We start from the raw sequence: 21060 nt of genomic DNA, 5'->3' as shown, positions 1-21060 counted from the left end.
GCCCATGGCGGCGTCGGGCCGGGCGGAGAAGTCCCCGCCCCGGCCGAGGTCGAAGATGGCCGCCGCCGGAACGATCGGGACCACGCCGCCCGTGACCGGGAAGCCCCTGCCGTTCTCCTCGCACCATTGCTGGGCTCCGTGCGCCGCGGCGAGGCCGAAGGCGCTTCCCCCGGTGAGCACGACGGCGTCCACGGTACGGCTCAGCGTCGTGGGGTCCAGGGCGTCAGTCTCGTGCGTCCCGGGGCCCCCGCCCCGGACGTCGACGGAGCCCACCGTCCCGGGCGGAGGCAGCACGACCGTCACTCCGCTCAGCCAGCCGCTGCCCGCCCGGCCGGCATGGCCGACTTTCAGTCCCGGCACATCTGTTATCGCAGTCATGGCTCTATTGTGCGCTCCGGCGCGGAACCGCTGTCTCCACGCAACTCTCCACCGACTTGACGAATCGCGCGATGATATCCGAATCCCGGACAAGCGGTATGTAATACTGCAGGCAATACAGCGTTAACAGGCGACGAAGCCTTGGACAACAAAGCCCCCTCGGGGTCTTGTGCGGGGTTCTGCCCACCAACCATGTGGTGAAGTGATAGCAAGGTATCCCCGCCCACCCGTCTGCCACCGGCAGGCAAGGACCCGTTAGAGACCTGAATGACGAGACAATTAACCGACCGGCCCCGCGCCGCCGTCGAGACCAAACCGACCGCGACCCCGCGACGCCGCTGGTCCCCCAGAGCCCGCCGGGACTTCTTTGTCTTCCTGGCCCTGGCCCTGCCGAACCTTCTGCTGATTGCGGTTTTCACCTACCTTCCGCTCTTCAACAACATCTACTACTCCACCCTCGACTGGACCCTGGGCTCAGCCTCGGCCACGGTGGTGGGCCTGGACAACTACGTCACGTTCTTCACAAGCACGGACGCCACCAAAGTCCTGGGCACCACCGCCGTTTTCACCCTCATCACGGTCGGCGGTTCCATGCTGCTCGGCCTGCTGGTCGCCATCGCCCTGAACTCCAAAATCCGCGGCACAACCTTCGCGCGCTCAGCCGTCTTCGCCCCGTACGTGCTCAGCGGTGTCGGCGTCGGCCTCGTCTGGTTGTTCATTTTCGATCCCGGCTACGGCGTGCTGGCCTGGCTGCTGCGCGGCATCGGACAACAGAGCCCGCAGTGGATCAATGATCCGCAGTTGTCCCTGGTCATGGTCATCATCGTCTACGTCTGGAAGAACCTGGGCTACTGCGCGGTCGTCTACCTGGCCGGGCTGCAGTCGCTGCCGCAGGATGTCATGGAGGCCGCGTCGCTCGATGGTGCCAACGGCCTCCGGCGCTTCCTGAGCATGTCCCTGCCGCTGCTCTCCCCCACCACGTTCTTCCTGCTCATCACCACCATGCTGAGCTCGCTGCAGGCCTTCGACCTGATCCGGATCATGACCCCGCTGGGCAACGGCACCAGCACGCTGATCTACGAGGCCTACCTCCAGGCCTTCGGGGCGTTCAACCGGGCGGGCTACTCGGCCGCGATCTCTGTGGTCCTGTTCGCCATCCTGCTCATCATCACCCTGCTGCAGTTGCGGTTCGTCGAACGGAAGGTGCACTACTCATGAGCACACTGTCCCCGGTCAGCCCTGACCCTGCCGCCGAGTCAGAGTCCGTTCCCGACGCCGGCCCGGAGATTCCGCTGCAGCGTCACCGGCCGTTCTCCCGGGCAAACCTGGCCCAGACGATTGCCGGCGGCTACCTTCCGCTGGTCCTGGCCACCCTGGTGGTTTTCCTGCCCCTGCTGTGGATGGTGCTGAGTTCCCTCAAACAGCCCGGCGAGATCATCACGATGGACCTGAAGATCCTGCCGGAAAGCCTGAACCTCGAAAACTACAACATCGCCATGACGACGGTGCCGTTCACCCAGTTCTTCGTGAACAGCCTGATCGTCACCAGCGTGGGCGCCACCATCAAGGTCCTCCTGGCCATCCTGACCGCCTACGCCCTGGTGTTCGTCCGGTTCCCCTACAAGAACGCCATCTTCGTGCTGATCCTCGTGGCCCTGATGGTCCCGCCGCAGGTGTCCATCCTGCCCAACTACATCCTGATCGCGGGCATGGGCGGCAAGAACACCCTATGGGGCATCATCCTCCCGGGCCTGGGCACGGCGTTCGGCACCTTCCTGCTGCGCCAGCACTTCATGACGCTGCCCGCCTCCATCCTCGAATCGGCCGAGATCGACGGCGCCGGCCACTGGCGCCGTCTCTGGCGGATCGTGGTACCGGTCTCCGGCCCCTCGATCGCCACGGTGGCCCTCGTCGTCGTCGTAAGCGAATGGAACGACTACATCTGGCCACTCATCATCACCGACCGCCCCGAGACGATGACGCTGCCGGTGGGCCTGACCCTGCTGCAGAACTCTGAAGGCAACGGCTCCGGCTGGGGCATCCTGATGGCCGGTGCCGTGCTCGTGATCTTTCCCATCCTGCTGGTCTTCGCGGCCCTGCAGCGTTACATCGTGGCCGGGCTTACCCAGGGCAGCGTCACCGGGTGACCCCGCCGCCGCCTGTCCCACTTCACCCGCGTTCGTTCGACCTTAGACAGCCAATCAACGAGTCAGCATCATCGAAAGGATCCACCATGGCATTGAACCTTGACCGGAGGCACTTCCTGGGACTGGCAGGTGCCGGCGCCGGCGCCGCCGCCCTGTCTGCCTGCGGAGGCCCGTCCACCGCAGGTCCGGCGTCCGCAACGGCGGCCTCCGACATCGATTTCAGCGGGGTCAAGCCCGCAGCCTCGTTCGATTTCTGGTCCAACCACCCGGGCAAGTCCCAGGACGTGGAGAAGGCCATCATCGATCAGTTCCAGGCCAAGTTCCCGGACATCAAGGTCAACCTGGTCACCGCCGGGGCCAACTACGAGGAAATCGCCCAGAAGTTCCAGACCTCGCAGGCCGCTAAGTCCGGCCTCCCGGGCCTCGTGGTCCTCTCTGACGTCTGGTGGTTCCGGTACTACTCCAACGGCAACATCATCGCCCTCGACAGCGCGATCAAGCAGCTGGACATCAAGGTGGATGACTTCCAGAAGTCCCTGATCGCCGATTACAAGTACGCGGACAAGCAGTGGGCGCTCCCCTACGGCCGCTCAACCCCGCTGTTCTACTACAACAGGGACCACTTCAAGGCTGCCGGGCTGCCGGACCGCGCCCCGAAGACCTGGCAGGAGTTTGCCGAGTGGGCGCCGAAGTTGAAGGCCAGCTCCGGCGCCCAGTACGCCTACATCTACCCGGCACTGGCCGGTTACGCCGGCTGGACGCTGCAGAACAACCTGTGGGGCTGGGGCGGCAGCTGGTCCAACGAGTGGAACGTCAACTGCGACTCCGCCGAGTCGGTCGCCGCACTGCAGTGGGCACAGGACTCCATCTTCAAGGACAAGTGGGCAGGCGTCTCGTCCAAGGAAGCCGCCGATGACTTTGCCGCCGGCATCACCTCCTCCACGATCTCCTCCACGGGTTCGCTGCTGGGCGTGCTGAAGTCCGCTTCGTTCAACGTGGGCGTTGGCTACCTGCCGGGCGGTCCGAAGAACGAAAGCCCGGTCTGCCCCACCGGCGGCGCAGGGCTGGGCATCCCCAGCGGGGTCAGCAAGGAGGTCCAGCTCGCGGCCGCCACCTTCCTGAAGTTCATGACTGAGCCGGAAAATACCGTGCAGTTCTCCGCCGCGACCGGCTACATGCCCACCCGCACCTCGGCGGACATGACCGCAGTGCTGGCCGCCACCCCGCAGATCAAAACCGCCATGGACCAGCTCACCGTGACCCGCGTGCAGGACAACGCCCGCGTGTTCCTGCCGGGCGCGGACCAGGAGATGGCGAAGTCCGCCGCGGCGATTCTCACCCAGCAGGGCGACGTCCAGGCCACCATGACGGCCCTCAAGGCCACCCTGGAAGGCATTTACACCAAGGACGTCAAGCCCAAGCTCAAGAGCTGACGCGGCGCAAGGCCCCTTTCGCTACAACGAATCCCTGGCGATGCTGGTATTCCAGCATCGCCAGGGATTCTTTGCGTCATGGGCAAAACAGCGCATCACCAGCGCCAATGCGAGTCCTCGGAGCTGGAGCGGATCGCCCGCCATTGCCCGCATCGCTATCCGCCGGAGCTCAGCCGAGCAGGGCCAGTTGCGCGGCTCCAATTTCCCTACGACACGACGAATCCCTGACGCTGCCGTATTCCAGCATCGCCAGGGACGTTCTGTGTCATCGGCAAACCAGCGCATCGCCAGGGCCGTTCTGAGTCATCGGCAAACCTGCGCATCGCCAGCGCGCTGGCGCATCACGGCCGGGCACCGGAGCGGATCTCAGGCGCTGGCGCGAGGCGCCAGCGCCACGACGCGTCGCCGCGCGCCGGAGGTCAGGGAATCGGGACGGGCACGACGCCGAGCGGGGCCAGTTTCGCGGCACCGCCGTCGGGCGCGGAGAGGACCCAGATGCCCTTCTCGTGGACGGCCACGGAGTGCTCCCACTGGCAGGACCGCTTGCCGTCGGTGGTCACGACCGTCCAGTCATCCTCGAGCACAGCGGTTTCGATACTCCCCCGCACCAGCATGGGCTCGATGGCCAGGCACAGCCCCGGGCGGATCTTGGCCCCGCGGTGGTTGGTGCGGTAGTTCGGCACGTCAGGGGACATGTGCATCTCGGAGCCAATCCCGTGGCCCACGTAGTCCTCGAGGATACCCAGCGGCTTCCCGGGCACCGAGGACACATAGTCGTCCACGGCGTTGCCGATGTCGCCGACGAACTTGCCGGTCGCCAAGGCAGAAATCCCGTGCCACATCGCGGCCTCGGTGACGTCGGAGAGCCGCTGGTCCTCGGGGTCGGCGGTGCCCACGATCACGGTGCGGGCCGAGTCGGAGTGCCAGCCGTCCAGGATCGCGCCGCCGTCGATCGAGAGGATGTCCCCGTCCTGCAGGACGCGGCCGCCGGGGATGCCGTGCACGACTTCCTCGTTGACCGAGGTGCAGATCGTGGCGGGGAAGCCGTGGTAGCCGAGGAAATTGGAGGTGGCGCCGGCGTCCTTGAGGACCGCGGCGAACACGGCGTCGAGGTCCTTGGTGGTCTTCCCCGGGGAGGCAGCGGCCACGGCGTCGTCGAGGGCGCGGCTGAGCACGAGTCCGGCCGCGTGCATGGAGCGCATCTGGGCGTTGGTCTTGTATTCGATGCGTGGCTGGCCGAATGCCATCCGCGACTTCCTTTCGTTGGGGCTGTGCCGCCCCGGGAGGCGGACTGCCAAATGGCTGAGGCCCCTCCCGGTGTCCCGGGAGGGGCCTCAAAGTTCGCGGCCTGAATCAGGCCGACTGGGCCTCTTTGATGGCTTCCATGACGCGGTCGGTGACCTCGTCGATGCCGCCGATGCCGTCGACGCGGGTCAGGATGCCGCGGTCGGCATACTTGGCGACCACAGCCTCCGTCTGGCCGTGGTACAGGTCCAGGCGGTGCCGGATGACGGCCTCGTTGTCGTCGGTGCGTCCGGTTTCCTGGGCGCGGCCCAGCAGGCGGGTGACGAGTTCCTCGTCGTCGGCCGTGAGCTGCAGGACGACGTCGAGCTTCTGGTCGCCGTCGGCCAGGATCCCGTCGAGGTAATCCACCTGCGCGGTGGTGCGCGGGTAGCCGTCCAGGAGGAAGCCGTTCTCGACGTCGTCCTCGCTGAGACGGTCGCGGACCATCTTGTTGGTCACGCTGTCCGGGACGAAGTCGCCCGCGTCCATGTACTTCTTGGCTTCAATGCCAAGCGGGGTCTCACCCTTAACGTTGGCGCGGAAGATGTCTCCCGTGGAAATCGCAATGACGCCGAGGCGCTCTGAAATGCGCTCCGCCTGCGTTCCCTTGCCGGATCCGGGAGGTCCGATAATCAACATTCTCGTCATCGCAAAAGCCCTTCGTAGTGACGCTGCTGTAGCTGCGCATCTATCTGCTTGACGGTCTCCAAACCGACGCCGACCATGATCAGGATCGAGGTGCCACCGAACGGGAAGTTCTGGTTGGCATTGATCAGGACCAGTGCGACCAGCGGGATCAGTGCTACAAAGCCCAGGTACATGGCCCCCGGGAGGGTGATCCTGGAAAGCACATACTGCAGGTAATCCGCGGTCGGCTTGCCGGCACGGATACCCGGAATGAAGCCGCCGTACTTCTTCATGTTGTCAGAAACTTCTTCAGGGTTGAAAGTGATCGCAACATAGAAGTAAGTGAAGAACACAATCATGGCGAAGTAGAGCACCATGTAGATCGGGTGGTCGCCGCGGGTCAGGTTGTTGTTGATCCACTCAACCCACGGTGCAATCGGCTCGCCCGGCTTGGGCTGGTTGAACTGGGAGATCAGGCCCGGCAGGTACAGCATCGAGGATGCGAAGATGACGGGCACGACGCCGGCCATGTTCACCTTGATGGGGATATACGTGCTGGTGCCGCCCACGGTGCGGCGGCCGATCATCCGCTTGGCGTACTGCACCGGGATGCGGCGCTGGGACTGCTCCACGAAGACCACCGCGGCCACGGTCAGCAGGCCGATGACCAGGACCATAAAGAACGTCCCCGGACCCTGCGAGGTCCAGATGGCACCCAGCGAGGTGGGGAAGCTCGAGACAATGGAGGTGAAGATCAGCAGCGACATGCCGTTGCCGACACCCTTTTCCGTCACCAGCTCACCCATCCACATGATCAGGCCGGTACCGGCCGTCAGCGTGATGACGATGAGGATCGTGGTGATGATGCTGTCATCGGGGATGACCGGAAGCTGGCAGTTCGGCAGCAGCTGGCCGGAACGGGCCAGGGACACGAGGGTCGTGGCGTTCAGCAGGCCCAGGGCGATCGTCAGGTACCGCGTGTACTGCGTCAGCTTCGACTGGCCCGAGGCGCCTTCCTCGTACAGCTCCTGGAACCGGGGAATGACCACCCGGAGCAGCTGGACGATGATGCTCGCCGTGATGTACGGCATGATGCCCAGGGCGAAGACGGACACCTGCAGCAGTGCACCGCCGCTGAACAGGTTGACGAGCTGGTAAATGCCGCCCGAGGTCTGACCGTTCTGCAAGCATTGCTGGACATTCTGGTAGCTCACACCGGGCGAGGGGATGAAGGCACCCAAGCGGAAGATTGTGATAATTGCCAGCGTGAACAACAACTTGCGTCGCAGATCAGGCGTGCGAAAGGCCCGGCCAAATGCGCTAAGCAAGCGTCCTCCTGAGTAATAAGTAAAGTCGTGTGAGATAGGTCAAATAAACCCAACAACCGAGTCTAGCGGGTGGACGCGCCCCGCGAACAATCGCCGGGCCTTGAAAATAAAAAAACTCCCGGCACCTAAGGGCCTGAGCCCCGGGTGCCGGGAGTTTCCACAACGGGCAACTGCCCCGCCGCCTCGTTAGAGGGCGGTGGTGCTTCCGCCTGCTGCAGCAATCTTTTCTGCGGCGCTGGCCGAGAATGCGTGGACGGTGACGTCAACCTTGACGGTGATGTCGCCGGTGCCAAGCACCTTGACGGGCTGGTTCTTGCGAACGGCACCCTTTTCGACCAGGTTCTCCACGGTGACTGCGCCACCTTCCGGGAACAGCTCGTTGAGCTTGTCCAGGTTTACAACCTGGTACTCAACCCGGAACGGGTTCTTGAAGCCGCGCAGCTTCGGCAGGCGCATGTGCAGCGGCAGCTGGCCGCCGGCAAAGCCAGCCTTGATCTGGTAGCGGGCCTTCGTACCCTTGGTACCGCGACCAGCGGTCTTACCCTTGGAACCTTCACCACGACCAACACGGGTCTTGGCGGTCTTGGCACCCGGGGCGGGACGCAGGTGGTGCACCTTCAGTGCGTTCTGCTTCTCAGCAGCGGCGCCCTGTGCCTTCTCGGCGGTGTTATTCTCTGCCATTTACTTCGCCTCCTCTACCTTTACCAGGTGCGGAACCGTGTTGAGCATCCCGACGGTCACGGCGTCGGCGGTGCGGACAACGGTGTGTCCGATCCGCTTCAGGCCGAGGGACCGCAGGGTGTCGCGCTGGTTCTGCTTGCCGCCAATGGCGGACCTGATCTGAGTGATCTCCAACTTTGCGTCGGAGACAAGCACGTTCTTAGCCAACTCAGACACCTGCCTTCTGGTTCAAAAGCGCCTTCACCATTGCCGGCGGAGCGATCTCGTCGAGCGGGAGGCCGCGGCGTGCTGCCACTGCTGCCGGCTCTTCGAGGCGCTTCAGCGCGTCAACAGTCGCGTGCACGATGTTGATGGCGTTGGAAGATCCGAGCGACTTGGAGAGGATGTCGTGGATGCCCACGCACTCCAGTACTGCGCGGACCGGACCGCCGGCGATAACACCGGTACCGGCGGAAGCCGGACGCAGCATGACGACGCCTGCAGCGGCCTCACCCTGTACGCGGTGCGGGATGGTGCTGCCGATGCGGGGAACGCGGAAGAAGGACTTCTTGGCTTCTTCGACGCCCTTTGCGATTGCGGCAGGAACTTCCTTAGCCTTGCCGTAGCCAACGCCGACCATACCGTTGCCGTCACCGACGACGACGAGGGCGGTGAAGCTGAAGCGACGACCACCCTTGACGACCTTGGAAACACGGTTGATGGTTACGACGCGCTCTACGAACTGGCTCTTTTCGGCTTCGCGGCCACCATCGCGGCCACCACGGCCACCACGGTCGCCACGGCCCTGGCCGCGGTCGCCACGCTCGCCACGTCGAGCAGCGCCACCACGGGCGCCGTCGGTGGTAGCAGGCGCAGCGGTCTCAGCTGCCGGAGCAGCTACAGCTTCAGTCACCTGAATGTCCTTTTCGTTATTTTCGGTCACAGTGACAGCCCACCTTCACGTGCGCCGTCAGCGACGGCGGCGATCCGGCCGTGGTACTTGTTACCACCGCGGTCGAAGACAACGGCTTCGATACCGGCAGCCTTGGCACGCTCGGCGACGAGCTCGCCAACGCGCTTGGCCTTGGCAGTCTTGTCACCTTCGAATGCACGAAGGTCGGCTTCCAAAGTGGAGGCGCTCGCTACGGTCAGGCCCTGGGTGTCATCGACAACCTGGACGAATACGTGGCGTGCGGAACGGTTGACGACCAGACGAGGACGTACAGCCGTTCCGGAAATGCGCTTGCGGATACGAAGCTGGCGGCGGCTGCGCTGGGCAGACTTGCTCTTGTTCGTACGCTTCTTGTTAATTGCGATCGCCATGGTTACTTACCAGCCTTTCCGACCTTGCGGCGGATGACTTCGCCTGCGTAACGGATGCCCTTGCCCTTGTAGGGGTCCGGCTTCCGCAGCTTGCGAATGTTGGCAGCAACCTCGCCGACCTGCTGCTTGGAGATGCCTGAAACAGAGAGCTTGGTCGGGGTCTCTACTGCAAAGGTGATGCCGTTCGGTGCCGAGATGTTGACCGGGTGGCTGTAGCCCAGAGCGAACTCCAGGTCAGAACCCTTTGCCTGAACGCGGTAACCGGTACCGACGATTTCAAGCTTCTTCTCGTAGCCTGCGGTGACACCCTGGATCATGTTGGCGATCAGGGTGCGGGTCAGGCCGTGCAGCGAACGTGAGGCGCGCTCGTCGTTCGGGCGGGCGACAGTCAGGGTGCCATCTTCCAGGGAAACCTCGATCGGGCTGGGCACAGTGTGGCTCAGCTCGCCTTTGGAACCCTTGACATTGACGACAGAGCCGTCAACCTTGACCTCAACGCCGGCAGGAACGGTGATGGGGAGACGTCCAATACGTGACATTATTCTCTTCCTTTCCCGTTACCAGACGTAAGCGAGGACTTCGCCGCCCACGCCCTTCTTGCCGGCCTGCTTGTCAGTCAAGAGGCCGGAAGAGGTGGACAGGATTGCGACACCCAGGCCACCGAGCACGTGCGGCAGGTTGGTGGACTTTGCGTAAACGCGCAGTCCCGGCTTGGAAATACGACGAACGCCAGCGATTGAACGCTCGCGGTTCGGACCGAACTTGAGCTCGAGGGTCAGCTTCTTGCCAACCTCAGCGTCTTCTTCTTTCCAGGAGGCGATGTAACCTTCGGCCTTCAGGATGTCGGCAACGCGTGCCTTGAGCTTGCTGTACGGCATGGACACGGAATCGTGGTATGCCGAGTTTGCGTTGCGCAGACGAGTAAGCATGTCTGCGACGGGATCTGTCATTGTCATGGTGGGCTCTTGCCCTTCCTCATAACGGTTTCCGCCGTGCAGTCTTTCCCGGAGGAACCTGCGCGGACGGACCTTTTACGTAGCTAGATTAATCTTCGGTCTTGAACGGGAAGCCAAGCGCCTTGAGCAGCGCGCGGCCTTCGTCGTCGGTCTTGGCAGTGGTCACGACGGTGATGTCCATGCCGCGAACGCGGTCGATGGAATCCTGGTCGATCTCGTGGAACATAACCTGCTCGGTCAGACCGAAGGTGTAGTTGCCGTTGCCGTCGAACTGCTTGCCGCTGAGGCCCCGGAAGTCACGGATACGCGGCAGAGCCAGCGTGACCAGACGGTCCAGGAATTCCCACATGCGGTCCCCACGCAGAGTTGCGTGTGCACCGATCGGCATGCCTTCGCGCAGCTTGAACTGTGCGATCGACTTGCGGGCTTTGGTTACCTGCGGCTTCTGGCCGGTGATCAGGGTGAGATCGCGGACAGCGCCGTCGATCAGCTTGGAGTCCTTGGCGGCATCTCCAACACCCATGTTCACAACGACCTTGACCAGACGGGGAACCTGGTTGACGTTCTCGTACTTGAATTCCTCAACGAGCGTGCTCTTGATGGAATCCGCGTACTTGGTCTTCAGACGAGGAACGATCTTGCTTGCCGGAGTCTCGAGAGTCTCAGTCATTAGATGTCCTTCCCTGAGCTCTTGGCCACGCGGACACGCACGTCGCGCTTCACGCCATCGCGCTCAACGGTCTCGGTGCGGAAACCGACGCGGGTGGGCTTCTTGGTGGACGGGTCAACCAGAGCCACGTTGGAGATGTGGATCGTAGCCTCGACGACTTCGATGCCACCGGTCTTGGTGCCGCGCTGCGACTGACCGACCTTGGTGTGCTTGGTTACGCGGTTAATTCCCTCGACCAACACACGGTTGGACTCGGGGAACACGCGCAGAACCTTGCCCTGCTTGCCTTTGTCGCCGCCGCGCTCAGCCTTGGCGCCAGTGATGACCTGAACGAGGTCACCCTTTTTGATCTTAGCCATGGACTAAAGCACCTCCGGAGCCAGAGAAACGATCTTCATGAACTTCTTATCGCGAAGTTCACGACCAACCGGTCCGAAGATACGGGTACCGCGGGGGTCACCGTCGTTCTTCAGGATCACAGCTGCGTTCTCGTCAAACTTGATATAGGAACCATCCGCACGGCGGCGTTCCTTCTTGGTACGGACGATGACAGCCTTGACGACGTCGCCCTTCTTTACGTTGCCGCCCGGAATTGCGTCCTTGACGGTAGCGACGATAACGTCGCCAATGCCTGCGTAGCGACGGCCAGATCCACCGAGAACGCGAATGGTAAGGATTTCCTTAGCACCCGTGTTGTCGGCGACCTTGAGTCGCGACTCCTGCTGAATCACTATTTACTCCTTGCGTCGCGCTGGTTCTCAGACCGAAAGTCTTCCTACGGAATGAGCCTTGCGGAACGGTTGATCGGGGTGTCTCTTGACCTGCCTGGATTTTGCCAGACCAGGCCTAAACTCCCGTGCCAAAAACATTTGCTTCCCAGGCGGATTCCGACGAATCGGGGCGCAAGGGGGCACTATGCCGTGGCACGCTTGTTTACGAGGTTGATGACGGCGCACAGAGGGCGCCATACAAACTCAAAATCTTAGCACGTTTAAGCCGTATCCCCATATCACAGCTTCGCCGCCGCAGCACAGGCCAACGCCGCAAAGTCCAGGGCAGTACGAGTCAGTCCGAGGCAACACAGGCAACGCGGCAGCAAGGCCGAACGGGGTCCTACAGGCCAGCACGGCACAGCAGCCCCCGACAGCGTCACGCCCGGCAGCCTTTTGGCCCTGCTTGTGCTGCACTCCCCCGGAATCCCGGGCCGTCGGCGTCGCCCACCTGCCGAAACCGTGCCCTGCGTGACGCGTGACTCGCGTCCCGCGGCACACCGGGGTCCCGGCGCCCGTGCTTCGCCGCCGCAGCAGAGGCCAACGCCGCAAAGTCCAGGGCAGTCCAGGGCAGTCCGGGGCAGCCCGGGGCAGTACGGGGCAGTCCGGGGCAGTACGGGGCAGTCCGGGGCAGCCCGAGGCAACGCGGCAGCAAGGCCGAGCGGGGTTCTACCGGCCAGCACGGCACAACAGCCCCCGACGGCGTCACGCCCGGCAGCCTTTTGGCCCCGCTTGCGCTGCACTCCCCCGGAATCCCGGCCCGCCGGCGTCGCCCACCTGCCGAAACCGTGCCCTGCGTGACGCGTGACTCGCGTCCCGCGGAACACCCGGATCCCGGCGCCCGTGCTTCGCCGCCGCAGCAGAGGCCAACGCCGCAAAGTCCAGGGCAGTCCGGGGCAGTCCGAGGCAACACAGGCAACGCGGCAGCAAGGCCGAGCGGGGTTCTACCGGCCAGCACGGCACAGCAGCCCCCGACGGCGTCACGCCCGGCAGCCTTTTGGCCCCGCTTGCGCTGCACTCCCCCGGAATCCCGGCCCGCCGGCGTCGCCCACCTGCCGAAACCCTGCCCTGCGTGACGCGTGACTCCCGGCCGGCGGCGGGCGGCTCGCGTCCCGCGGCCGGCGCCCGGAAACGGGAAAACCCCCGCTCCCAGAAGGGAACGGGGGTATCTCGACTTACAGCATGGCTGCAGGTATTACTTGGCCTTCTCGAGGATCTCCACCAGGCGCCACCGCTTGGTAGCGGAGAGCGGGCGGGTCTCGGCGAGGAGAACGAGGTCGCCGATGCCGGCGCTGTTCTCTTCGTCGTGAGCCTTGATCTTCGTGTTGCGGCGAAGAACCTTGCCGTAGAGGGCGTGCTTCACACGGTCCTCGACCTGGACAACGATGGTCTTTTCCATCTTGTCCGAGACCACAAAACCGCGCTTCGTCTTACGGTAACCGCGCTCGTCAGCCGTAGCTGCGCCGGAAACAGTTTCCGTCACGTTCTCGTCCTTTTCACTCACTTGGAGTCCTCCTCGGTCTCAACCTTTTCAGCCTTGTCGGCCTTCTTGGTTGCAGCCTTCTTGGACTTCTTTTCTTCCTTGGCTTCCACAACCGGTGCGGCAACCTCGGCACGAATGCCCAGCTCGCGCTCACGGAGAACGGTGTAGATGCGTGCGATGTCCTTCTTTACCGCGCGCAGCCGACCGTGGTTCTCCAGCTGGCCGGTGGCGGACTGGAAACGCAGATTGAACAGCTCTTCCTTGGCCTTACGGAGTTCCTCAACGAGTCGCTCGTTGTCGAAACCGTCCAGCTGTGCGGATGCAAGTTCCTTGGATCCTACTGACATTTCTATTCACCACCTTCGCGACGCAGAATGCGTGCTTTCAACGGGAGCTTGTGGATCGCCAGGCGCAGTGCCTCGCGAGCAACAGATTCCTCAACACCGGAGATCTCAAAGAGAACCCGGCCCGGCTTGACGTTTGAGACCCACCATTCCGGAGAACCCTTACCGGAACCCATGCGGGTTTCGGCCGGCTTCTTCGTCAGCGGACGGTCAGGATAGATGTTGATCCAGACCTTGCCGCCACGCTTGATGTGGCGGGTCATCGCGATACGGGCAGACTCGATCTGACGGTTGGTGACGTATGCAGGGCTCAGAGCCTGGATACCCCATTCACCGAAGGAGACCTTGGTGCCGCCCGTAGCAGCGCCGGAACGACCCGGGTGGTGCTGCTTACGGTGCTTGACTCGACGTGGGATAAGCATTTAAGCCTGTCCTCCTTCTACTGCCGGTGCAGCTGCTTCAACCACCGGAGCTTCGGCAGCAGCGGGTGCAGCCTCGGCCGGGCGGTCAGTGCGACGACGGCGGTCACCACGGTCAGCGCCACCCGGGCGGCCCGGGCGGTCGCTGGCACCACGGCCGCGGGACGGAGCAGCAGCTGCCTGCTGAGCCAGTTCCTTGGCGGTGACGTCACCCTTGTAGATCCAGACCTTCACGCCGATGCGGCCGAAGGTGGTCTTGGCCTCGTAGAAGCCGTAGTCGATGTTCGCGCGGAGGGTGTGCAGGGGCACACGGCCTTCGCGGTAGAACTCCGAGCGGGACATTTCTGCGCCGCCCAGTCGACCCGAGCAAGCGATACGGATGCCCTTGGCACCTGCACGCTGCGCGGACTGCATGGCCTTCTTCATCGCGCGGCGGAAAGCCACGCGGGAAGTCAGCTGCTCAGCAACGCCCTGGGCAACAAGCTGTGCTTCCATCTCGGGGTTCTTGACCTCGAGGATGTTCAGCTGGACCTGCTTGCCGGTGAGCTTTTCGAGCTCGCCGCGGATGCGGTCCGCTTCTGCGCCGCGGCGGCCGATAACGATGCCCGGACGTGCCGTGTGGATATCCACGCGGACACGGTCGCGGGTGCGCTCGATTTCAACCTTGGCGATGCCGGCGCGCTCCATGCCCGTGGACATGAGCTGGCGGATACGGATGTCTTCGCGAACGAAGTCCTTGTACCGCTGGCCGGGCTTGGTGCTGTCAGCAAACCAGTGCGATACGTGATCGGTGGTGATGCCGAGTCGGAACCCGTGCGGGTTAACTTTCTGTCCCACTTAGCGAGCCTCCTCTTTCTCCGGGGTAGCGACTACCACGGTGATGTGGCTCGTGCGCTTCTTGATCTGAAATGCACGACCCTGGGCTCGCGGCTGGAACCGCTTCATGGTCGGGCCTTCATCAACAAACGCTTCGCTGATGATGAGGTCACCTTCGTCAAACGCCACGCCGTCGCGGTCCGCGAGGACCCGGGCGTTGGAGATTGCCGACTGAACTACCTTGAATACCGGCTCCGAAGCTGCCTGGGGGGCAAACTTCAGAATTGCCAGAGCCTCATTCGCTTGCTTACCACGAACAAGGTTGACGACGCGCCGGGCCTTCATAGGCGTTACGCGGATGTGACGCGCAATTGCCTTGGCTTCCATTGCTTTCCTTCTCTCGTCTTTGACGTAAGTGCAGGCGCCTAGCGGCGCTTGCCCTTACGGTCGTCCTTGACATGGCCGCGGAATGTCCGCGTGGGAGCGAATTCGCCGAGCTTGTGCCCGACCATCGACTCAGTGACAAACACGGGGATGTGCTTGCGTCCGTCGTGTACGGCGATCGTGTGGCCGAGCATGTCGGGGACGATCATCGAGCGGCGGGACCAGGTCTTGATGACGTTCTTGGTGCCCTTTTCGTTTTCCCTGGCTACCTTTACAAAGAGGTGCTGGTCAACGAAAGGACCTTTTTTCAGGCTGCGTGGCATGTGTCCAGGCTCCTATCGCTTGTTCTTGCCAGTACGACGGCGACGAACAATAAGCTTGTCGCTCTCTTTGTTGGGACGGCGGGTGCGGCCTTCGCGCTTACCGTTCGGGTTGACGGGGTGACGTCCACCGGACGTCTTACCCTCGCCACCACCGTGGGGGTGGTCGACCGGGTTCATGGCGACACCACGGACGGTCGGGCGAACGCCCTTCCACCGCATACGGCCGGCCTTACCCCAGTTGATGTTCGACTGCTCGGCGTTGCCGACCTCGCCGACGGTTGCGCGGCAGCGCACGTCAACGTTGCGGATTTCGCCGGAAGGCAGACGCAGCTGGGCGAAACGGCCTTCCTTAGCAACGAGCTGGATCGATGCGCCGGCGGAGCGGCCCATCTTGGCGCCGCCACCCGGACGCAGTTCAACTGCGTGGATAACGGTACCGACCGGGATGTTGCGCAGCGGAAGGTTGTTGCCGGGCTTGATGTCAGCGTCGGCACCTGCCTCTACCGTGTCACCCTGGGCCAGCTTGTTCGGGGCAATGATGTACCGCTTGGTGCCATCAATGTAGTGCAGGAGTGCGATGCGAGCCGTGCGGTTCGGATCGTACTCGATTTCGGCAACGCGGGCGTTGACGCCGTCTTTGTCGTGGCGACGGAAGTCGATCAGACGGTACTGGCGCTTGTGTCCACCACCCTTGTGACGGGTCGTGATCTTGCCGGTGTTGTTACGTCCACCCTTTTTCGGGAGGGGACGAACCAACGACTTTTCCGGCGTCGACCGCGTGATTTCAGTGAAGTCCGCTACGCTCGAGCCGCGACGGCCCGGGGTAGTCGGCTTATATTTACGGATTCCCATAATTTATTTCCTCGTTAAAGTGGTCTCCGCTACGAGAGCGGACCGCCGAAGATGTCGATAGTGCCTTCTTTGAGGCTCACAATTGCACGCTTGGTGTTCTTGCGGGTACCCCATCCGAATTTGGTGCGCTTGCGCTTACCGGCACGGTTGATGGTGTTGATCGAGTCGACCTTGACGGAGAAGATTTTCTCCACGGCCAGCTTGATCTCGGTCTTGTTCGAGCGGGGGTCCACCAGGAAGGTGTACTTGCCCTCATCGATCAGGCCGTAGCTCTTTTCCGAGACGACGGGTGCAAGCACGACGTCGCGCGGGTCCTTGAGGGTGGCTGCACTCACTTGGCATCCTCCTGGTTCTTTGCCACTGCCCGGTCAGCAACGAATGCTTCGTAGGCAGCCTTGGTGAAGACAACGTCATCGGAGACGAGAACGTCGTAGGTGTTCAGCTGGTCTGCGTACAGAACGTGAACATCAGTGAGGTTGCGCACGGAGAGTGCAGCAACATCGTTGGCGCGCTCGATGACGACGAGCAGGTTCTTGCGCTCGGAGACACCTCGCAGAGTTGCCAGTGCCGCGCTGGAGGACGGCTTGGTGCCGGCAACCAGTTCAGCAACAACGTGGATGCGGCCGTTACGGGCGCGGTCAGAGAGAGCGCCGCGCAGTGCAGCAGCAATCATCTTCTTGGGGGTGCGCTGGCTGTAGTCACGCGGCGTGGGGCCGTGGACAACGCCACCACCGGTCATGTGAGGAGCACGGATTGAACCCTGACGGGCGCGGCCGGTGCCCTTCTGCTTGAACGGCTTGCGACCTGCACCGGAAACTTCGGCGCGGGTCTTGGTCTTGTGGGTACCCTGGCGAGCAGCAGCGAGCTGGGCAACGACGACCTGGTGCAGCAGCGGCACGTTGGTCTGTACGTCGAAGATCTCTGCAGGCAGGTCAACCTTGACAGTGCTAGTCATTGAACTAGGCTCCCTTCACGGCGGTGCGTACGAGTACGACCTGGCCGCGGGCGCCGGGGACGGCGCCCTTGATCAGGAGCAGCGACTTCTCGACGTCAACCGCGTGGACCGTGAGGTTCAGCGTGGTGTGACGAACGGCGCCCATGCGGCCGGCCATTTTCATGCCCTTGAAGACGCGGCTCGGGGTGGATGCGCCACCGATGGAACCGGGCTTGCGGTGGTTCTTGTGGGCACCGTGGGAAGCTCCAACGCCGTGGAAGCCGTGACGCTTCATAACACCGGCGAAGCCCTTACCCTTGGTGGTGCCAACGACGTCGATCTTCTGGCCGGCTTCGAAGAGCTCTACAGAGAGCTCCTGACCCAGCTCGTAAGAGTCAGCATCTGCAGTGCGCAGTTCTACGACGTGGCGGCGAGGCGTGACGCCTGCCTTTTCAAAGTGACCAGCCAGCGGCTTGGTGACCTTGCGGGGATCGATCTGGCCGTAGCCGATCTGAACGGCGACATAGCCATCAGTGTCTGCGTTGCGCAGCTGCGTGATGACGTTCGAGTCAGCCTGGACCACAGTGACGGGGATGAGCTTGTTGTTCTCGTCCCAGACCTGGGTCATGCCGAGCTTCGTGCCCAGCAGGCCCTTTACGTTACGGGTTGCGGTCATAGTTTCTCAGCACCTCCCTAAAGCTTGATTTCGATGTTCACGTCGGCCGGCAGGTCGAGACGCATAAGCGAATCAACAGCCTTCGGCGTGGGGTCGATGATGTCGATCAGACGCTTGTGAGTACGCATTTCGAAGTGCTCACGGCTGTCCTTGTACTTGTGCGGAGAGCGGATGACGCAGTAGATGTTCTTCTCCGTCGGCAGCGGCACAGGGCCTACTACCGTGGCGCCTGCGCGCGTGACCGTCTCAACGATCTTCCGTGCTGAAGAGTCAATGACCTCGTGGTCGTATGACTTCAGCCGGATGCGGATTTTTTGTCCCGCCATGTCGCCTGACTCTCTTTCGTTGGTGCTGCTCCAGTGAGGGCTGCTCTGTTTACTTGCATGTTGCATGTGGCTGCCGAAGCAATTGAAGTCGTAACTACCACCCGCCGCACAAGCTGAATCCGGATAAATCCGGGTTCCTCAACCTGCCGGCGTAACCGACCCCCGCGGTCGGGCGTGTCGCGCTTTTCACGCGTACCCGCCCGCAGTTCCATGGGGAGTGGGTTATGTTTGGTCTCCTACCTGGACCCTGACACCCGGCATTATCCGGATCGGGACGCGAAGGAGCGCTTGAACAACTCATCTAGTATGCCGGAATTAATGGGCAGAAGCGAATCAGGGGCAACGTGGAGGCGTGCCGACAGGTCATTGCCTTCAACGGGCCTCGTGGGGATGATAGGCACATGACTGTGCAGGACTCGGTAGCAGTTCAGGCCCTCGCCGCGCGCCTGCGCCCCGATTTCCAGCTGGGCGTTGCCTCCGCCGCCTTCCAGATCGAGGGCTCCCTTGCCGCCGGTGGCCGTGGCCCCTCCGGCTGGGACGCCTTCGCCGAGAAACCCGGCAGCATCCTGGACGGCCACTCCCCCGCCGTCGCCTGCGACCACTACAACCGCACCCCCGAAGACATCGAGCTGATGCGCACGCTCGGCATCGACTCGTATCGTTTCTCCCTTTCCTGGCCGCGGATCCAGCCAGAGGGGACCGGACCGTTCAACAGCGAAGGGCTCGATTTTTACGACCGGCTGATCGACCAGCTGCTCGAGGCCGGCATTTCCCCGATGGCCACCCTGTACCACTGGGATACCCCGCTGCCGCTGGAACACCGCGGCGGCTGGCTGAACCGGTCCACCGCGGAACGCTTCGCCGAGTACAGCGCGGCGGCCGGCCGGCGGTTCGGCGACCGCGTGGCCCAGTGGGTGACGCTGAACGAACCGGTGTCAGTGACGCTCAACGGTTACGCCCTGGGCGTCCACGCCCCGGGCCGCGACCTGCTCTTCGATGCCCTGCCCGCGGTGCACCACCAGCTCCTCGGGCACGGCCTCGCCGTGCAGGCGCTGCGCGCGGAGGGGGTCACCGGCGCCGTGGGAGTCACCAACCTGCATTCCCCGGTGCGGCCCGCGTCCCGCTCGGTGACGGACCGGTTCCTGGCCAACATCTTCGACCTCGTGCTGAACCGCGTCTATGCGGACCCCATCCTCCTGGGCCGGTACCCGAAGGTGCCGGTGGTCGCGAAGCCCTGGTTCCGTTCGCTGGGGAAGAGCTCCGACGCCGATCTGCGGACCATCCACCAGCCCCTGGACTTCTACGGGCTGAACTACTACTACCCCGTGAAGGTCGCGACGGGCGCCGGCCCGGGCGAAAGCCCCGTGGGCACCACGGACGCGATGCTGAAGATGCCGTTCCACATGGCGGCGTTCCCGGAGTATGCCACCACGGGTTTCGGCTGGCCTGTGGCACCGGACCACCTGGGGCCGCTGCTGCGCGAGCTGAAGGACCGGTATGCCGGGGCGCTCCCGCCGCTGTACATCACCGAGAGCGGGGCCAGCTTCCCCGAGCCCGACCATGTGTCCGGCCCCATCGCGGACACGGAACGGATCAGCTACATCGCTTCCCACCTCGGTCACGCCCTGGCCGCCACCGCGCCCGGCGGTATCGCCGAGGACGTCGAACTGCTGGGCTACTACGTCTGGACCCTGATGGACAACTTCGAGTGGGCGGCCGGCTACTCGCAACGCTTCGGCCTGGTCCATGTGGACTTCGACACCCAGGAACGCACGCCCAAGGATTCCTATTACTGGTACCAGGCACTCAGCCGGGCCCGCAAAGGCTGACCGGACAAGGCGTCGCCGGACTGGGCGTTTCCGGACGGACTGGACGTTGCCGGACGGACGGGGCGTTGCCGGACCGTGATGGTGCGGCCGACTGCCCGTCCCTGCACCTATTTCTCCCGGTTTGCCCGGCTGATGCGCTTGGCCCGCTCAATCTCGTGGCGGAAGTGCTTCTTGGCCCAAAAGACACCGGCGACGACGGCAACGGCCACCAACAGGAAAATAAACCAGCCCATTGTGAGCTCCCTTCGTTGGGAGCAACGATATCAGCGCCCGGCCCCCGTCAACCATGGTCCACCGGCTCGCGGTGCGCCGCCGGCTCGGTCGGGGCGGGCTTGCTGCGGTTCAGCCGCCAGACCGCGATTGCGATCAGGGCCAAGGCAATGAGGGCCAGCAAGACGAAGGTGTACTGGCGCATTGCCCACAGGATGCACAGCGCCACCCCCGCGGCGCCCCACCAGACAAACAACCGTTCCCCCACGGCCAGCCCGGCCATGAGCAGCACGGCCATCAGCGCCAGGACCCAGAGCTGCTGCCCCGGATCACCGCCGAGGATGATTCCCAGCCCGGACAGCGTCAGGAGTCCTGCGCCGCCGGACCACAGCACCCGGACTGCTGCCCGGTTACCGGACAGCAGGCGAAGTGCGCCCAGCACCGCTGCGAGAACCACGTACCACTGCAGGGTCCAGAACCAGTCGGGCCAGTCGGACCCCGCATCGAGTCCGGTGAACAGCACCGTGCGCTGTACGGCCGCCGTCGTGGCAAAGACTCCCAGTTCCGCGGCCACCCGGCGGACAGGAGCCGGCACTTCGGCGCAGCAGACTGCGGCGGTGGCTGCCACGAGCGCAGCCCCGGCCCACGACGTCGCGTCCCACCGCAGCCCGACGGCCGCGGCGAGGCCCAGACCCACGACCCCGGCGGCCGCGAGCGACCAGCGCCGCACCGGATCGGCGGCCAACGGGCCGCGGCGCCGCCACCGGACGGCGTACAGCGCCGCAGCGGCCGGGGCGCAGCCGGCCAGCCACGGCAGGTAGCTGCCCCAGGCGCCCGGAACGGCGTCCAGCAACTCGGCAGCTGCCAGCGTGGCCCCGGCCAGCGCCG

29 protein-coding genes and 1 pseudogene are annotated in these 21060 nt (G+C 63.8%); 4 read left to right on the top strand and 26 right to left on the bottom strand.

All coding sequences use genetic code 11. The features are described from left to right. Positions 1 to 378 (bottom strand): P1 family peptidase (locus tag BJQ90_RS11190; RefSeq protein WP_226760338.1); only part of this gene is annotated, 378 nt, incomplete at its 3' end. A 267-nt stretch (positions 379 to 645) separates the two neighbouring features. Here BJQ90_RS11190 and BJQ90_RS11185 point away from each other — a divergent pair. The 3 genes from BJQ90_RS11185 to BJQ90_RS11175 all read left to right on the top strand — a co-directional run bounded on the left by BJQ90_RS11185 (position 646) and on the right by BJQ90_RS11175 (position 3958). Next, a complete protein-coding gene (locus tag BJQ90_RS11185) occupies positions 646 to 1596 on the top strand; it encodes a carbohydrate ABC transporter permease (RefSeq protein WP_226760337.1) in 951 nt (316 codons plus the stop codon). After that, positions 1593 to 2525, top strand: a complete 933-nt coding sequence (locus BJQ90_RS11180; RefSeq protein WP_226760336.1) for a carbohydrate ABC transporter permease — start codon at positions 1593 to 1595, stop codon at positions 2523 to 2525. The genes BJQ90_RS11185 and BJQ90_RS11180 overlap by 4 nt, the downstream gene beginning before the upstream one ends. Before the next feature lie 86 nt (positions 2526 to 2611). Further along, positions 2612 to 3958, top strand: a complete 1347-nt coding sequence (locus BJQ90_RS11175; protein WP_226760335.1) for an ABC transporter substrate-binding protein — start codon at positions 2612 to 2614, stop codon at positions 3956 to 3958. Positions 3959 to 4377: 419 nt separating this feature from the next. Here BJQ90_RS11175 and map read toward each other — a convergent pair whose 3' ends face one another. The 23 genes from map to rpsJ form a co-directional block, all read right to left on the bottom strand. After that, a complete protein-coding gene (gene map, locus BJQ90_RS11170; RefSeq protein ID WP_226760334.1) occupies positions 4378 to 5205 on the bottom strand; it encodes a type I methionyl aminopeptidase in 828 nt (275 codons plus the stop codon). Positions 5206 to 5311: 106 nt separating this feature from the next. Continuing rightward, the gene (locus BJQ90_RS11165; protein WP_226760375.1) at positions 5312 to 5881 is read right to left on the bottom strand and encodes an adenylate kinase; all 570 of its coding nucleotides are present in this window, start codon (positions 5879 to 5881) and stop codon (positions 5312 to 5314) included. A gap of 5 nt (positions 5882 to 5886) precedes the next feature. After that, a complete protein-coding gene (secY, locus tag BJQ90_RS11160; protein WP_226760333.1) occupies positions 5887 to 7197 on the bottom strand; it encodes a preprotein translocase subunit SecY in 1311 nt (436 codons plus the stop codon). 186 nt (positions 7198 to 7383) lie between these two features. Further along, positions 7384 to 7878, bottom strand: a complete 495-nt coding sequence (gene rplO / locus BJQ90_RS11155) for a 50S ribosomal protein L15 (RefSeq protein ID WP_226760332.1) — start codon at positions 7876 to 7878, stop codon at positions 7384 to 7386. Next, the gene (gene rpmD / locus BJQ90_RS11150) at positions 7879 to 8085 is read right to left on the bottom strand and encodes a 50S ribosomal protein L30 (protein ID WP_226760331.1); all 207 of its coding nucleotides are present in this window, start codon (positions 8083 to 8085) and stop codon (positions 7879 to 7881) included. A gap of 1 nt (position 8086) precedes the next feature. Further along, complete coding sequence (gene rpsE, locus BJQ90_RS11145) at positions 8087 to 8770, bottom strand: 30S ribosomal protein S5 (protein WP_226760330.1); 684 nt, start codon at positions 8768 to 8770, stop codon at positions 8087 to 8089. Between the two features lie 26 nt (positions 8771 to 8796). Beyond that, positions 8797 to 9180, bottom strand: coding sequence for a 50S ribosomal protein L18 (gene rplR, locus BJQ90_RS11140; protein WP_226760329.1), 384 nt, complete (start codon positions 9178 to 9180; stop codon positions 8797 to 8799). Between the two features lie 2 nt (positions 9181 to 9182). Continuing rightward, positions 9183 to 9719: a 50S ribosomal protein L6 gene (gene rplF / locus BJQ90_RS11135; RefSeq protein WP_226760328.1), complete on the bottom strand. Its 537-nt coding sequence runs from the start codon at positions 9717 to 9719 to the stop codon at positions 9183 to 9185. Between the two features lie 18 nt (positions 9720 to 9737). Then, positions 9738 to 10136 (bottom strand): 30S ribosomal protein S8, encoded by a 399-nt coding sequence (gene rpsH, locus BJQ90_RS11130; protein WP_056425243.1) that lies wholly within the window; start codon positions 10134 to 10136, stop codon positions 9738 to 9740. Positions 10137 to 10224: 88 nt separating this feature from the next. Beyond that, positions 10225 to 10806 (bottom strand): 50S ribosomal protein L5, encoded by a 582-nt coding sequence (gene rplE, locus BJQ90_RS11125; RefSeq protein WP_024366124.1) that lies wholly within the window; start codon positions 10804 to 10806, stop codon positions 10225 to 10227. Beyond that, entirely contained in the window at positions 10806 to 11165 is a 360-nt protein-coding gene (rplX, locus tag BJQ90_RS11120; RefSeq protein ID WP_226760327.1) for a 50S ribosomal protein L24, read from the bottom strand. The genes rplE and rplX overlap by 1 nt, the downstream gene beginning before the upstream one ends. A gap of 3 nt (positions 11166 to 11168) precedes the next feature. Further along, positions 11169 to 11537, bottom strand: a complete 369-nt coding sequence (gene rplN / locus BJQ90_RS11115) for a 50S ribosomal protein L14 (protein ID WP_003803789.1) — start codon at positions 11535 to 11537, stop codon at positions 11169 to 11171. A gap of 1234 nt (positions 11538 to 12771) precedes the next feature. Then, complete coding sequence (gene rpsQ, locus BJQ90_RS11110) at positions 12772 to 13080, bottom strand: 30S ribosomal protein S17 (protein ID WP_226760326.1); 309 nt, start codon at positions 13078 to 13080, stop codon at positions 12772 to 12774. After that, a complete protein-coding gene (gene rpmC, locus BJQ90_RS22730; RefSeq protein WP_282379781.1) occupies positions 13077 to 13406 on the bottom strand; it encodes a 50S ribosomal protein L29 in 330 nt (109 codons plus the stop codon). The genes rpsQ and rpmC overlap by 4 nt, the downstream gene beginning before the upstream one ends. Before the next feature lie 2 nt (positions 13407 to 13408). Continuing rightward, positions 13409 to 13825: a 50S ribosomal protein L16 gene (rplP, locus tag BJQ90_RS11100; RefSeq protein WP_123257072.1), complete on the bottom strand. Its 417-nt coding sequence runs from the start codon at positions 13823 to 13825 to the stop codon at positions 13409 to 13411. Next, on the bottom strand, positions 13826 to 14659 hold the full coding sequence (gene rpsC / locus BJQ90_RS11095) for a 30S ribosomal protein S3 (RefSeq protein ID WP_226760325.1): 834 nt from the start codon (positions 14657 to 14659) through the stop codon (positions 13826 to 13828). Further along, entirely contained in the window at positions 14660 to 15025 is a 366-nt protein-coding gene (gene rplV / locus BJQ90_RS11090; RefSeq protein ID WP_003803798.1) for a 50S ribosomal protein L22, read from the bottom strand. It abuts the gene before it with no gap. A 38-nt stretch (positions 15026 to 15063) separates the two neighbouring features. Continuing rightward, on the bottom strand, positions 15064 to 15345 hold the full coding sequence (rpsS, locus tag BJQ90_RS11085; protein WP_018773666.1) for a 30S ribosomal protein S19: 282 nt from the start codon (positions 15343 to 15345) through the stop codon (positions 15064 to 15066). A gap of 12 nt (positions 15346 to 15357) precedes the next feature. Continuing rightward, complete coding sequence (gene rplB, locus BJQ90_RS11080) at positions 15358 to 16197, bottom strand: 50S ribosomal protein L2 (RefSeq protein WP_211876677.1); 840 nt, start codon at positions 16195 to 16197, stop codon at positions 15358 to 15360. Between the two features lie 29 nt (positions 16198 to 16226). Then, positions 16227 to 16532: a 50S ribosomal protein L23 gene (gene rplW, locus BJQ90_RS11075; protein ID WP_056425233.1), complete on the bottom strand. Its 306-nt coding sequence runs from the start codon at positions 16530 to 16532 to the stop codon at positions 16227 to 16229. Then, the gene (gene rplD, locus BJQ90_RS11070) at positions 16529 to 17152 is read right to left on the bottom strand and encodes a 50S ribosomal protein L4 (protein WP_056425230.1); all 624 of its coding nucleotides are present in this window, start codon (positions 17150 to 17152) and stop codon (positions 16529 to 16531) included. The genes rplW and rplD overlap by 4 nt, the downstream gene beginning before the upstream one ends. A gap of 4 nt (positions 17153 to 17156) precedes the next feature. Then, positions 17157 to 17807 (bottom strand): 50S ribosomal protein L3, encoded by a 651-nt coding sequence (rplC, locus tag BJQ90_RS11065; protein ID WP_024366134.1) that lies wholly within the window; start codon positions 17805 to 17807, stop codon positions 17157 to 17159. 17 nt (positions 17808 to 17824) lie between these two features. After that, positions 17825 to 18133 (bottom strand): 30S ribosomal protein S10, encoded by a 309-nt coding sequence (gene rpsJ / locus BJQ90_RS11060; protein WP_024366135.1) that lies wholly within the window; start codon positions 18131 to 18133, stop codon positions 17825 to 17827. Positions 18134 to 18534: 401 nt separating this feature from the next. Here rpsJ and BJQ90_RS11055 point away from each other — a divergent pair, with 401 nt between their 5' ends. Then, positions 18535 to 19962 carry a GH1 family beta-glucosidase gene (locus tag BJQ90_RS11055; RefSeq protein ID WP_226760324.1) on the top strand — a complete coding sequence of 476 codons (1428 nt, stop codon included), beginning with the start codon at positions 18535 to 18537 and terminating at the stop codon, positions 19960 to 19962. A gap of 107 nt (positions 19963 to 20069) precedes the next feature. On the opposite strand, the gene BJQ90_RS22520 is transcribed toward BJQ90_RS11055, so the two are convergent. Together BJQ90_RS22520 and BJQ90_RS11050 are read right to left on the bottom strand one after the other, a co-directional pair. Next, on the bottom strand, positions 20070 to 20195 hold the full coding sequence (locus tag BJQ90_RS22520; protein WP_264197201.1) for a hypothetical protein: 126 nt from the start codon (positions 20193 to 20195) through the stop codon (positions 20070 to 20072). Between the two features lie 47 nt (positions 20196 to 20242). Next, positions 20243 to 21060 (bottom strand): annotated as a pseudogene (locus BJQ90_RS11050) (hypothetical protein); the annotation flags it as partial.

Source organism: Arthrobacter sp. SO3, from assembly GCF_020532825.1.
Classification (GTDB): Bacteria; Actinomycetota; Actinomycetes; order Actinomycetales; family Micrococcaceae; genus Arthrobacter.
The sequence above is the reverse complement of the archived record's forward strand: the minus strand, read 5'-3'. Positions and strand labels throughout refer to the sequence as shown.